General features: G+C 27.6%; 10 protein-coding genes and 1 tRNA gene. All 11 read left to right on the top strand.

Annotated elements, in window-relative coordinates:
- Positions 1–23 precede the first annotated feature (23 nt).
- A complete protein-coding gene (locus tag ACM0L0_RS02515; protein ID WP_416738410.1) occupies positions 24–1,058 on the top strand; it encodes a heat-inducible transcriptional repressor HrcA in 1,035 nt (344 codons plus the stop codon).
- The gene (gene grpE / locus ACM0L0_RS02510) at positions 1,051–1,884 is read left to right on the top strand and encodes a nucleotide exchange factor GrpE (protein ID WP_416738409.1); all 834 of its coding nucleotides are present in this window, start codon (positions 1,051–1,053) and stop codon (positions 1,882–1,884) included. Before ACM0L0_RS02515 ends, grpE begins: the two co-directional genes overlap by 8 nt.
- A gap of 135 nt (positions 1,885–2,019) precedes the next feature.
- Positions 2,020–3,825, top strand: a complete 1,806-nt coding sequence (dnaK, locus tag ACM0L0_RS02505; protein ID WP_416738408.1) for a molecular chaperone DnaK — start codon at positions 2,020–2,022, stop codon at positions 3,823–3,825.
- Positions 3,826–3,928: 103 nt separating this feature from the next.
- Entirely contained in the window at positions 3,929–5,224 is a 1,296-nt protein-coding gene (locus ACM0L0_RS02500; RefSeq protein ID WP_416738407.1) for a hypothetical protein, read from the top strand.
- Positions 5,224–5,925 carry a pseudouridine synthase gene (locus ACM0L0_RS02495; RefSeq protein WP_416738406.1) on the top strand — a complete coding sequence of 234 codons (702 nt, stop codon included), beginning with the start codon at positions 5,224–5,226 and terminating at the stop codon, positions 5,923–5,925. Before ACM0L0_RS02500 ends, ACM0L0_RS02495 begins: the two co-directional genes overlap by 1 nt.
- Positions 5,926–6,013: 88 nt before the next feature.
- Positions 6,014–6,089 (top strand) — tRNA-His (locus ACM0L0_RS02490).
- Between the two features lie 136 nt (positions 6,090–6,225).
- Positions 6,226–8,187, top strand: coding sequence for a hypothetical protein (locus ACM0L0_RS02485; RefSeq protein ID WP_416738405.1), 1,962 nt, complete (start codon positions 6,226–6,228; stop codon positions 8,185–8,187).
- A 107-nt stretch (positions 8,188–8,294) separates the two neighbouring features.
- The gene (gene asnA, locus ACM0L0_RS02480; RefSeq protein ID WP_416738404.1) at positions 8,295–9,275 is read left to right on the top strand and encodes an aspartate--ammonia ligase; all 981 of its coding nucleotides are present in this window, start codon (positions 8,295–8,297) and stop codon (positions 9,273–9,275) included.
- An 89-nt stretch (positions 9,276–9,364) separates the two neighbouring features.
- Entirely contained in the window at positions 9,365–11,032 is a 1,668-nt protein-coding gene (locus ACM0L0_RS02475; RefSeq protein WP_416738403.1) for a site-specific DNA-methyltransferase, read from the top strand.
- Between the two features lie 206 nt (positions 11,033–11,238).
- Positions 11,239–12,864 carry a site-specific DNA-methyltransferase gene (locus tag ACM0L0_RS02470; RefSeq protein ID WP_416738402.1) on the top strand — a complete coding sequence of 542 codons (1,626 nt, stop codon included), beginning with the start codon at positions 11,239–11,241 and terminating at the stop codon, positions 12,862–12,864.
- The gene (locus ACM0L0_RS02465) at positions 12,858–15,176 is read left to right on the top strand and encodes a DEAD/DEAH box helicase (protein WP_416738401.1); all 2,319 of its coding nucleotides are present in this window, start codon (positions 12,858–12,860) and stop codon (positions 15,174–15,176) included. The genes ACM0L0_RS02470 and ACM0L0_RS02465 overlap by 7 nt, the downstream gene beginning before the upstream one ends.
- Positions 15,177–15,184: the final 8 nt, after the last annotated feature.

Genomic DNA, 15,184 nt, shown 5'->3' with positions numbered 1-15,184 from the left:
AAATAATGTGGTAAAATTAGTCTATGAAAACAGTTAAATTAAGCGAAAAATATGAACCTGTACTTAAATATACAGTACAAGCTTATATTGAAACAGGTGAACCAATTTCATCATCATACCTACTTAGCAAGTATGCTCCAATTCATCCAGAAATCAATTTTTCAAGTGCTAAAATGCGCTACATTATGAATGATTTAGAAGAATTTGGATTCCTTAAGAAAGAAGCACACACTAGCGGAAGAATACCAACCATTGAAGGTTTAAATTATTATGCTAAACATTTAAGTGCTTTAGTGCCTACTCGATTTGAAGATAAGTTAGATGCAATCCTAGCAAATAAAAATGTTAGCATCGATCAAACAGTTGATCAAGCAGCACAAATTATTTCTGATATGACTGGCTTAACTATGATTACAACAGAATCAGATGTGCATGATATGGAACTTAAAAGTATTGAACTAGTAGCTTTAAGTGAAACTAGAGCAACAATAGTTATGGTTATTTCTTCAGGAGAAGTTTTTTCTAAAATTTTAAATATTAGTGATAAAGATTTTAAGATGAATGATGTACGGGTAGCGATTAAGATTTTTAAAGAAAGATTAATTAATACACCACTTCAAGAGATACCTCAGCGTTTAGAATTACTTAAAGATGTGCTAGCACAATCAGTTAAGAAATATCAAGAATTAATTAATTCATTTGTTGAAGATATTTTCCATAATATTGGCTTTAGAACAAAATCCAGAAATAATATTTATGGGAAAAATAATATTATTTTAAGTCCTAAAATTGATCGTGAAAACTTAAACAAAATGATTGAACTAATCGAAAATCATTCAGTATGAGAAAGTATTGAAAGTGAACTCGAGGAAAATGAAAAAATAAAAATTATGATTGATGATTCTGGTGCATACATGTCTAAAAAGATTGAATCAGGAGAAAAAATTACTGAAATCTCTGTAGTTGGAGCAACTACTTCAGACTATGACATGATGCGTTCAGCTTTAAAAATTTTAGATAATTATTTAAATAAAAAGAAGGAAGGTAAACATGAATAATACAAAATTAAATGTTGGCGATATATTAAAAGGTAACTTTACCTTATTTATAGGTGATCAAATTATTCCAGAATACACCAAACAAATTAGCATTGAATTAGGACAAGAACAATATCTTCCTAACTTTGATGAATATTTAATTAACCGTAAAGTAAAACCTACTTTAGAAGTTAAAATCAACTTTGCAAAAAATTATCCAATAGCAAACTTAGCAGGGCAAAATGTTAAAGTAGTTATTGAAGAAGTTAAAGTAACTCACATGAGTAAAAAAGGACATGCAAATAATAATGAAGTTGAAGCACTTAAAAATGAAGTAGAAACTTTAAAAGCAAAATTAGCTGAAAAAGAACGCAAAATTTTACTAGACGAATATATGTATAAAGAAAAGTTGGAAAATTTACAAGCTAAAGCGAAATCTCAACTTGAAACAGAACAAGCTAACTTACATGAAAAAATGAAACAAGAAAAAGAAGAAATTAAAAAGTATGCTTTACAAGGTTTCTTTGAAGACTTTATTGAACCATTTAATAATTTCCTAGCTGCAACAAATGCTGGTGTTAATTCAGAAAATGCAGTAGTTAAAAATTATTGTTATGGATTTAGTATTGTAGCAAAACAATTTACTAATTTATTAGAAAACAATGGTGCTATTATTATTCAACCAGAAGTGGGCAGTGAATTTAACCCAGAACAAGAAGAAGTTTTAGATTTTGTTGTAGATGAAACAAAAGCTAATAACACAATTGTTAGAGTAGTTCGTTTAGGGCTTTCAATCGACCAAAGACTGGTTAAACCAGCAGGTGTTGTAGTAGTAAAAAATAACTAAAAAATATTTTAAAAAAAATTAGCAAATAAATATTCTGTTTGCTAAAATGGTGGTATAATATTATCAGTTCAAGGGGATGATCAAAGAGAAATCTACCTAAACTTAAATAATTAATTTTATTTTAGGAGGCATATTATGGCGAAAGAAATAGTATTAGGAATTGACTTAGGAACAACAAACTCTGTTGTTACTGTTATGGAAAATAAACAACCAGTTGTGTTAGAAAACCCAAATGGTAAAAGAACAACTCCATCAGTAGTTGCTTTTAAAGGAAGCGAAATTATTGTTGGGGATGCTGCAAAAAGACAAGTTGAAACAAACCCAAACACAGTTGTATCAATCAAAAGATTAATGGGTACAGATAAAACTGTACATGTAAATGGAAAAGATTATAAACCAGAAGAAATTTCAGCAATGATCCTTTCATATATGAAAGATTATGCTGAAGCTAAACTTGGTAAAAAAGTTTCAAAAGCAGTTATTACAGTACCAGCTTACTTTGATAACGCACAACGTGAAGCAACAAAAATTGCTGGAAAAATTGCTGGACTTGATGTATTAAGAATTATTAACGAACCTACTGCTGCTGCATTAGCATTCGGACTTGAAAAAACTCATAAATCAATGAAAGTTTTAGTATATGACCTTGGTGGTGGTACATTTGACGTTTCAGTTCTAGAACTTGAAAATGGAACATTTGAAGTACTTTCAACAAGTGGAGATAACCACCTTGGAGGTGATGACTGAGATCACGAAATTGTTGAATGATTAATCAAGAAAATTAAAGACGAACACTCATACGATGTAAGAAACGATAAAATGGCTATGGCTAGATTAAAAGAAGCTGCTGAAAAAGCTAAAATTGATCTTTCAAACCAATCAACAGCTACAATTAACCTTCCATTCCTAGCTGTAACAGCTGCTGGACCTTTAAACGTTGAATTAGAATTAAAACGTAGTGAATTTGAAGCAATGAGTTCACACTTACTTGACAGAACAAGAAAACCTATTGAAGATGCTTTAAGAGAAGCTGGAATTACAGCTAAAGACCTTGACGAAGTCTTATTAGTTGGTGGTTCAACAAGAATGCCAGCTGTTCAAGAAATGGTACGTTTAACATTAGGAAAAGAACCTAACAGATCAATTAACCCTGATGAAGTTGTATCAATTGGTGCAGCTATCCAAGGTGCTGTGTTAGCTGGAGATATTAATGATATCTTACTTCTTGATGTTACACCTTTAACACTTGGAATTGAAACTCTTGGAGGTATTTCTACACCATTAATCCCAAGAAACACAACAATCCCAGTTACAAAATCACAAATCTTCTCAACAGCTGCTGATAATCAAACAGAAGTTACAATTAGAGTTGTACAAGGTGAAAGAGAAATGGCAAATGACAACAAATTACTTGGACAATTCAATTTAACAGGTATTGAAGCTGCTCCTAGAGGAATTCCTCAAATCGAAGTAAGTTTCTCAATCGATGTTAACGGTATTACAACTGTAACTGCAAAAGATGTTAAAACAAATAAAGAACAATCAATTACAATTCAAAATTCATCTAAACTTTCAGAAGCTGAAATTGAAAAAATGATCAAAGAAGCTGAATTAAACAAAGAAGCTGATAAAAAACGTAAAGAAGAAGCTGAAACAATCGTTAGAGCAGAATCATTAATTGATCAAATTAAGAAAGCTAATGCTGAACAAGGTGACAAGATGGATCCTAAAGCAAAAGAAGAATCTGACAAACTTGTTAAAGAATTAGAAGAATTAATTGCTAAAAAAGATATTGAAGCTTTAAAGACAAAATTAGACCAAGTTGAAGAAGTAATTAAAAACTTCGCAAATGCTGCAGCACAACAAAATGCAAATGCAGGAGCTAATGCTAATGCACAAGCTAACTCAGATGAAGATGTTGCTGAAGTAGTTGAAGAATAATTTTATAATGAGATGTACCAAGAGGTACATCTTTTTTATAAATCTTTGTTAAATTAGTTGCATCTAAAAATATATTGATAAAATTTAAGTTATTAGGAGAAAAATGAATCTATCAGGCTTAAATATTGAAATTAATCACTTACCAAGTGCGAAAAAAGATAAGAAGTTTGTACATGACTTAAATAAATTAGAAGGAATTTTTGAATTATTAGAAGGTAAAAACCCTGACTATGAATTTGATCTAGTCTCATATATGTCAAAATATTGAGATGAAAATCAAATGCAATTTTCATCTGCAGTTTCATTCCTCAAAAGCAATGGTATTAATAAATTAATAGTAATTGCTGACGGGGAATCTTATATTTTAACTAAAGCTATTTATGACATTTTTTATAATACATATAGTGGTTTAAACCCTGATATTGAATTAATTTTTACACAAGGAAACATTAATCCTGAAGAATTAGTTGCTTCATTATATCAGCTTAAAGATGAAATTTTTGCTATTAACTATATTTCAAAAACTGGTATCTCACTTGAAAGTGCCATTGCATTCCGTGAATATCGGAAACTGCTTACTGATAATTTAAAAAAGAAAGGCTTAGACCCTATTATGTTAATTGATTTAATTTACATAACTACTGATAGTCACGAAAACCTTTTAAATAAAATGGCGCATTTAAATAAGTATACGTTATTTAATATGCAAGCTCCTATACCATCTCGTTATAGTGCTTTATTTGAAGCTACAAGCATATTTCCTCTTTTGGCCAGTGGAATAAATGTTGCTGAAATGTTAAATGCCTATAAAGAAACTTTTCTTGAAATTGTAAATCAAAAAACTGTTGAAAATAACGCTGCATTATTACTAGCAAGCTATATTCATTACATTGGGCGAAATTTAAAACGCAATATTACTTACTTTTTATTAAATGATCCTAGTTTAACTGCACTTGGAAAATATTTTTGTTTATTAGTCAATACTTCATTAAACCAAAATCAAAAAGGCTTAGTAGCTTTTGAACAATTATTTAATTATAGTATTCTGGAGGAGTTTAAAAAACAACACAATTTTATTTTTACAACATTCATTTCACGTAGCAAAGATTTACAACAAGATAACATTGATATCAATATGCAACAGTATGATGTATTAGATTTTTTAGGAAATAAAAATGAACTTTTAGCGCTTAATGCAAAGAATAAAATTCATAATATTTCAAATGATTTTGATATTAAAATAGAATTAAATGATTATTCAGAAATAGCTCTTGCTAGCCTGATTGGACTAATACAAGTGGTTACGATCACAGTTGCTTATTTATATGATATTGATCCATTTTCACAACCAGGAGTAGAAGTGTATAAACGTAATTTATACAACTTGTTAATTAAATAATGGAAAAGAAAATTAGATTAGATAAATTTTTAGCTCAATGTTTAGGATTGACTAGATCTCAAGCAAGTAAAATTTTAAAAAGTAAACAAGTGAAAGTTAATAACAATTTAATTACACATAACATAGATTTATTAACAAATGATGTAGTAACTTACCAAGGCAATAAACTGACCCTTGCACCACAATATCGTTATTATGTGCTTAACAAACCTGCAGGATATATTTGTGCTAATTTTGATAATATGCATCAAACAGTTTTTGATTTATTTGATAGTAGCATTAGCAAATTAAAAGATATTCACACTGTGGGCAGATTAGATAAAGATACAACAGGATTACTTTTAATTACTAATGATGGTGAATTAACTCATGAATTACTAGCACCCAAAAAACATGTACCAAAAACATACTATGTTTGATTAAAAGAGCCTTGTGATCCTGAATTAGTATCAATCTTTGCAAAAGGATTTGATCTAGGAGATGGAGAAATCACAAAACCTGCAAAATTAATAATCATTAATTCAAATTATATCCACTTAACAATTAGTGAAGGAAAATATCACCAAGTAAAAAGAATGTTTGCTAAGTTTGATAACGAAGTAATCCAATTGCATCGTCAATCTTTTGGCTCATTATCACTAGATACATTGGATTTAGAATCAGGGCAATATAAAGAATTAAAACGTGAAGAAATTAAATAGTGCATAAATAAAAACCTAAATGGCTAAAAAATAGATAAAAAAGAATTTGGAAAATTAGCTCTTTTAGTTATAATATATGTACTAATTGGCGAATGTGGTGAAGTGGCTAACACAGCGGGTTGTGGTCCCGTCATTCGCGGGTTCGAATCCCGTCATTCGCCCCATATGTTAAAAGACTGTCTAAAACAGTCTTTTTTCTTTGCTTTTTTGCTCAAACATTATAAAAAAGAAATATTGCTAAATAGTAATTAAGATATAGTACAATTATATCTATACAAATAAGAGTCTTAAGGAGTATGAATGAAGAAAATTTTTAGTATTTTATCAGCAACTAGTTCAGTAGTTGTTTTAAGTACTGTTGCAGCCTCATGTAGCAAGCAAGAAAGCTCTCAGCCTGTAACTAGTCCAGAAGCAACACCTGATCCAGCACCAATGCCTGAGCCTTCAAATCAAGAAGATAAACAACTTCAAGAATTTCAAGCCAGAGTGCAAATTTTACAATATATTGATCCAACTCAATATGTAAAATATAGTGAACTTTTAAGTAAAATGAAAAAAGGGGATTCAGAGACCAGAGAATCACTTGTATTATATTTACATGAAGTTAATGAAATAATAAGCGACCATGAAAGAATAGTTATTAGACTCCAAGGACAAATTGGTTTAGCTGAAAAACAAATTGAAGACATTAAGCTAATAAAAATATTAGCTTTTGAACTAAATAATGCTATTAGTCAGATTAATGTTTTTTTAACAGAAATTAAAAAGTTGAATTTTGCTCAAAGCAGTATTAATGTCTTGAAAAATAAATTAACTCAACTTGAACAAAAAATAAATGAATTTACACAAGCTGAGCAAAAAGTCAATACAGAAATTACTTCTGAAACAAGTAAACTTAATACAGATATATCTTTATTACAAGCTCAACTTGAATCACTAGAAAAAACAAATCCAGCAGAAGCTGATAAATTAAAGGATCGCTTAAAGAGTGAAATTTTAAATGTTAAGGATAATGTTTCTTCGCTAGCTCAAATTAAAGAATTAATAGCTAAAGTAAAACAATTAGAAAGTGAAGCAAATAATAAAGTAGCAACCCCAGAAGAGCAAAAGGCTTTAAAACTTGCTACCTTTAATAATTTAAAAGGTACTGTTTTAGATTTAATTGAACAAATTAATCAATATGATCCAAATTATGCAACTAAATTAAAGGGACAAATTACAGGATTAGATAAAGATTTATCAAAAGCAACATTAAAAGAAATTGAAGGGAAGCTTGCTATACTTCTACAATTACAACAAGAGTTCAATAAATATATCTCTATACATAATCAACTTAAAAATCAAATTGAAAGTATACTATCAACTGCTAAAAATGATTTATTACCATCATTAAACTATGCAATTTATAAAACTGAAACAAATAATATTTATAAAGAATTAAATGACTATTTAAGTGGAATCACTAATTTAAATCTTTCTAATGATGATTTAAACAAGTTGATTGAAAAAACAAACAATGAAATTGCTAAAATTAAGCAACAAAAAGAAGCAATTACACAAGCTGAAATTCAACGCCAAAAAGAACTGAAAGATTTAAAAGCACAAGTTGAAACAAATTTAAATAATATTGGTCAAGTAACTAAAGAGATTGAGAAGTATGATAATGCTTATGCTCAAAGTATAAAAGATGAAACTAGTCGTATAAAAGAACAATTAAAAGAATTTGTGCCAGCTTCAACATTAAAAGAAATAGTAAAACAACTAACAGACATTTTAAAACCAGCTCAAGAAAATTTAGCAGCTAGAAATAGTTTGTTAGATAAATTAAAAAATACTAGCCAAAGAAATATCGAAACCTACATTAAGAAATTTACACGTGTATTATTTACAGAAGGTGAAAATAGTCTTTTATCCCAAGCTAATAAGATTAAAGACTTGTTAAATCAAGATTTTACAACTAAGAGTTTAGCTCAATTAAGAATAATAGATGATAAATATCTTGAAATGTTTAATAAATTTGTAAGCAACTATAATACTATAATGCAGCAAACAGATGAAATTAAAACAATTGCATTAGCATTAAAAAATATACTTGATCAAAAAGATGCAAAAAGTTTAACTGAAAAAGAACAAGAGATTAAACAATATATAGACTCATTGCCATTAGGAAACATTGAGTTACTTCCAGGTAATAATGTCATTAGTACACTACAAAAATTAAAAGGATATCAAGCTGAATTACAAGCATCCTCAAATAATTAGTATCCCAGTGATACTTTTTTATATGATGAAATAAATTTTTTTATAAAGCTTGAACGTATGAAAGTTTATAATTTATTTATACTGTATTATTAGGAGAAATAAGAAAAATGTACCATTCAAAATTAAATGTTAGACAAACACAGAGTGCAATTCAAGATTTAAAATTGTACTTCCAAGAACAACTTAAAGTTCACTTAAACTTAACTAGAGCTACAGCTCCATTATTTGTTTCTAAATCATCAGGACTCAATGATGGTTTAAATGGTGAAGAACCAGTTTGATTCTTGCCTAAAGATAAAGAAGAAAGACTTGAAGTTGTCCACTCACTTGCAAAATGAAAAAGAGATGCTTTAAAGCAATATAATTTCTTACCATATGAAGGATTATATACAGATATGAATGCTATTCGAAGAGAAGAAGACTTAGACTTGTTACATTCATATTATGTTGACCAATGGGATTGAGAATTAGTAATCTTACCTCAAGATCGTAATTTAGAATATTTAAAAAAGACAGTTAAACTGATATATGACTCATTAAAAGTGACTAAGAAACTTTTAAAACTTAAATATTATCAACTTGAAGAAGAAATGCCTGAAGAAGTTTTCTTCATTTCTGCACAAGATTTAGAAGATAAGTATCCAAACTTAGACATTAAAGATAGAGAAAATGCTATTGCTAAAGAAAATGGAGCTGTCTTTATTTATGGTATTGGATACCCAATGCAATCTGGTTTAGTACATTCAGCTAGAGCATTTGATTATGATGATTGAAAACTTAATGGTGACTTAATTGTTTATTCAAATGTAATAAATCAAGCTATTGAACTTTCATCAATGGGAATTAGAGTTAATGATGAATCAATGATTACTCAAAGTGGTTTAAGCAAAGAAGAAGTGAGAAAGCTTTCTCCTTATCATCAACATGTTGTAGATCACAAACTCCCTTTAACAATTGGTGGAGGAATTGGACAAAGTCGTGTTTCAATGTATTTACTTGAAAAAGCACACATTGGTGAAGTACAGGCATCATTTTGACCTGAAGATTATCGTGAAGAAATGCGTTCTAAAGGAATAGAATTATTATAAAAAAAGTCTAGTCTAATAACTAGGCTTTTTTATCACAATATGCAAATAATTTAATAAAATTAAATTATATATTTTGCAAAGAGGTAAAAATGAACAGCCAAAAGAAAGAAATTATTTTAAACTGATTAAGAACACAAGAAGAATCAGAAACATTAACCCAAGAGCAACGAGATATATTTGCTTTAATTAAAGAATCATTAAATACTAAAAAATATGGACTTGTTTTTGAAGAAAAAGAAGAAGATATTGTTAATGAAACCGAAAAATCTATTTTAGCTTTAAAACAAAAAGATTTAATAATTGGAAATAAGAATGCAAATAAATTAAATTATCTACTCGAAGGGGACAATTATCAAGCATTAAAATTACTTCAAAAAACACACAGAAATAGAATTGATGTAATTTATATTGACCCTCCTTATAATACAGGTAATAAAGATTTTATTTATAATGATACATATGTTGATTCAGAAGACACTTTTAGACACTCAAAATGATTATCATTTATGAAAAAAAGATTAGAAATTGCAAGAACATTATTAAGTGATAATGGAGTTATTTTTATAAGCATTGATGATAATGAATGTGCTCAGCTAAAGATCTTATGTGATGATGTGTTTGGTGAAAACAATTTTATCTCTTCCCTTCCTAGACTAACTACTACAGGTGGAAAAACACATGATAATATTCTAGCCAAACAACATGATTATGTTCTCTTATATATAAAAAAACATAATATTAAATCCAGAGAATTATTATTTAACCATGAACCATTAGATTCCAAGTCTTTTAATAAAGATGATAATGACGGAAGAGGGAAATATAGACTTGTAAAATTACTTGCTGAAAAGAACTTAGACGAAAGAACAGGTACACAGGCTGAACCTATAGAATTTAATGGTGAAATATTTTTTCCAATATTGCCTGATGGAAAAAAGTGATATTGACGTTGAGGAACTGAAAGAGTAGAACTGGGAAAAAAATTAGGATTAATTGTTAATGATAGAGGAGTGCTAAAAACAAAACTTTATTTTGAATATGATTTTAAACAAGGCGCAACCGAGCTAATTAAAAAAGAAAGGATTAAACTTTTTGCATCCACTGATTTAGTCTCTTATGAATTTTCAAATGATAATGGTACAAAAGAATTACAAAAAATTTTTGGTCAAAATAAATTATTTAGTTTTCCAAAAACTGTTAATTTAATATTTAAACTCCTTAAATTAATAAAAAACAAAGATGCCATAATCCTTGATTTCTTTGCTGGATCAGGAACTACAGGACATGCTGTTGCTAAGCTAAATGCTGAAGATGGCGGGAATAGAACATATATATTATGTACAAATAATGAAAATAACATTTGTGAAGACGTTACATTCAAACGTTTAAAAAATATACAAGAAGAGTTACCTCATAACTTGCTATATCAAAAAATTGAAATGATTAATAAGGATAAAATTATTAATTCAAATTATGATAAAAAATACTTTGATCAACTTGATGAATCATCAAAACAGTTAGCGCAGCTTGAACTCGGTAGATTGATTGATAATAAAGAAATTTTATTTATTCTTAATCAAGATGAATTAGACAAATTTTCAGATCAAGATTTACTTAATGCAAAAATCATTTTTATTAATGAAAGCAAAGTTAATTTATACTCTAGATCAATATATGATGAAATAGAAGAAAAAATAATTATTATTCCAGATAATTATTATAAAAAGGAATTGAAGGAGATTGATTATTTATGATAAATTCAATTTAATTATTAATTAAGTTTGTATTTTTAATAATAATTTAAATATTTTTACAATTTATTCCTTCACTTTTATTATCCAAAACACCATTAAGGTGTTTTTTATTTACTAAAAATTAGTTTATTTATACTATTTTTAGTTATTTTTTTTATAAAGTAAATAATTTAATAAAATTAAATTATATATTTTGCAAAGAGGTAAAAATGAACAGCCAAAAGAAAGAAATTATTTTAAACTGATTAAGAACACAAGAAGAATCAGAAACATTAACCCAAGAGCAACGGGATATATTTGCTTTAATTAAAGAATCATTAAATACTAAAAAATATGGACTTGTTTTTGAAGAAAAAGAAGAAGATATTGTTAATGAAACCGAAAAATCTATTTTAGCTTTAAAACAAAAAGATTTAATAATTGGAAATAAGAATGCAAATAAATTAAATTATCTACTCGAAGGGGACAATTACCAAGCGTTAAAATTACTTCAAAAAACACACAGAAATAGAATTGATGTAATTTATATTGACCCTCCTTATAATACAGGTAATAAAGATTTTATTTATAATGATACATATGTTGATTCAGAAGACACTTTTAGACACTCAAAATGATTATCATTTATGAAGAAAAGATTAGAAATTGCAAGAACATTATTAAGTGATAATGGAGTTATTTTTATAAGCATTGATGATAATGAACAAGCACAATTGAAATTATTATGCAATGAAATATTTGGAGAAAATAATTTTGTGACTGATTTTATCAGAAAAACAAAATCAACTACAAATGATATAAAAACAGGTGCAAACATACAGCATGAAAATTGCTTGTGCTATGCAAAAAATAAAGTATTAATTAATTTGTTGGGTGGAGAAAAAGATTTATCAAGATATATAAATCCAGATGATGATCCAAATGGACCTTGAATTGCAGATAATCCAAGTGCAAAAAGTGGCACACAGGCAAATAATTATTTTGCAATTGTTAATCCATACACAGGAAAGAAAGATTTTCCTCCAAAAGGTAGATACTGACTATTTTCAGTTAATACTATTGATAAGCACGTAAAATCAGGAATAATTTATTTTAAAAAAGAACATAAAATTAATGAACGTGGTTTTATCTATAAAAGATATCTCAACAATTTAAAATCAACCAAAAAAACCTTAAATAGTTTGGATTTTTCTGTAAATGAATATATGAATCAAGTCGCTACAAAAGAGGCTAAAAAGTTAAATTTTGTAAATGATTTTCAATATCCTAAGCCTATTATTTTTATTCAAAAACTTCTTATGCATTCTTCTGAAACAGATTCAATTATTTTAGACTTTTTTGCTGGCTCAGGAACTACAGGACATGCTGTTGCTAATCTAAATGCTGAAGATGGTGGGAATAGAACATATATATTATGTACAAATAATGAAAATAATATTTGTGAAGATGTTACATTCAAACGTTTAAAAAATATACAAGAAGAGTTACCTCATAACTTGCTATATCAAAAAATTGAAATGATTAATAAGGATAAAATTATTAATTCAAATTATGATAAAAAATACTTTGATCAACTTGATGAATCATCAAAACAGTTAGCGCAGCTTGAACTCGGTAGATTGATTGATAATAAAGAAATTTTATTTATTCTTAATCAAGATGAATTTGACAAATTTTCAGATCAAGATTTACTTAATGCAAGAATCATTTTTATTAATGAAAGCAAAGTTAATTTATACTCTAGATCAATATATGATGAAATAGAAGAAAAAATAATTATTATTCCAGATAATTATTATAAAAAGGAATTAAAGGAGATTGATTATTTATGATAAATATTAAATGAAAGAGATTTCAAGACAATGTCATTGAACAAACAATAAATTTTGTAATGTCAAATTTGAAAAGTAAATCATTGGTTATAAAATCACCAACTGGTTCAGGAAAAACATTAATGATGCTACAAGTAATTGCAAATCTTATTGATAAAGATTTTGATAAAGAATTTATATTTTTATGATTAGCACCTGGTACAGGTTCACTTGAAGAACAATCAAAAAATAAGATGATTAAATATTATCCTGAATATAATTGCGGTGATGTGCAAGATATTTTAATAAATGGATTTACACCAGATACTACTTATTTTATCAATTGAGAAAAAATTATTAAAAAAGGAAATAAAGCAACAGCTGATGCTGAATATTATAATATCCATGATCGCGCATTAGCAGCAAGAGAAAATGGATATAAATTTATAGTTATAGTTGATGAGGAACATATAAATCAAACAAAAAAAGCTTTCGATTTCTTACATACACATATCAAACCATTCAAAGAAATAAGAATATCTGCTACAGCTAAACCAGCTAAGGGACAAGAATACATAGAAATAAGAGATAAAGAAGTAATTGATTCAGGACTTATTACTAATTCTATTTATATTAATCCCGAGGTTTCAACTAAAGAAGCATTGGCTGACTTTGAAAACGAAGCTTCAATACTTATAAAAGCAGCAGAAAAAAGAAGAAAAGAAATAGTGGAAGCTTATCAAAATATTGACCCAAAATATCGAATTAATCCTTTAGTTATTGTGCAAATGCCTAACAAAAGCGATGATTTAATTAAATATCTTCAAGATGAAATATTTGCAGAAATGGGAATTTCAGTTGAAAATGGAAAATTAGCAATCTGACTTGATAGGGTTAAACAAAATATAGATGGAATAGAAAATCCTACTTCATCTGCAGAATACTTAATTTTCAAGCAAGCAACAGCAACAGGGTGAGATTGTCCAAGAGCCAAAATTCTTGTTAAATTAAGAGATAATATGGTTGAAAACTTTGAAATTCAAACAATAGGAAGAATCAGAAGAATGCCATTCCAAAAACATTTTGATGAGGATAATATAGATAACTGTTTCTTATACACTTTTGATGCTAAATTTAAAGAAAATGTCTTAATGCAGACTAATGGCGTTGAAATTGTTAGATTAAATCTTAAACCTGAGTTCAATGATTTCACATTAATAAAGGAAGAAAGAAATTTACGTATATCAACACATGATAATAATCAATGAGTAAAGACCTCTAAACTTCTTTATGAATTTTTACAAGAAAAGTATGGTCTGACAAGAGATTTAGAAGCTAATGCTAAAAAGTTAGCAAACAATGGATATAACATTGATTTAGAATATATTCATGATGATATGCGTCAAGGTCAAGTTCAAGAATTATCTGAAGAAATGGATAATACACTTGTTCGTAAAGATGTTAGATATCAATACAATACAGCTGCTAACCACAACGATGAAACACATGCAATTGATAAATTAAGAAACATTTTAGGCTTTGATGGTAAGCAATTAAAAAATCTAATCAATACATTAATAAGTTCAAAAAGGGCAAATGAATATCTTACAAAATATCAAATTATTGAAATAGGCTCATCAAGACCTCAAATATTTTTAATTAACAATGTAGATAAATTAGCTGCAGACTTTGAAGAATTCAATATAAAAACAGATATCGTAAATAACTATACCCTTTTTAGATCTGAAGATATAACAACAACTAATTGATACATTCCTATAAAGGATGATATTGTATATGATCCATCAGAAAAGAGCAAAAAACCATTAACAAAAAATGTTTATGAAGAATATGATACTAGCATGGCTTCGACAAATAATAGAATTCGTTCTATGTCTGAACACTTATTCGAATTATTCTGCGAAAAGAATAAACATATCAAATGATATTATAAAAATGGTGATAAAGGAAAGCCTTATTTTTCTTTAATTATTAAAAAAGAAGGTTTAGAAAGACTTCAAGCATTCTATCCAGATTATATTCTTGAAGATAGTGAAGGAACTATTTGAATCATAGAGACAAAAGGTGGAGAAAGTTTCCAAGGTGAAAGCAAAAATATCGATCCTTTCAGTGCTCAAAAATATGCTAAGTTAAAAAGCTATGAAAATTGATATAACAATCAATATAAAGACAAAAAATATAATTTAAAAACAGCTTTTGTTAGAGATAAAGATAATTCATTATATATAAGAACTGTTGAAACTTACGAAGAAAACCTTAATGATAATGACTGAGTAAACATACAACAATTCTTTAACATGAAAACAAATAAATAATATAATTA

This window comes from Mycoplasma razini (genome assembly GCF_048076865.1).
In the GTDB taxonomy this organism is placed as follows: domain Bacteria; phylum Bacillota_I; class Bacilli_A; order Mycoplasmatales; family Metamycoplasmataceae; genus Mycoplasmopsis.
This window is presented reverse-complemented; position numbering and strand designations above follow the sequence as displayed.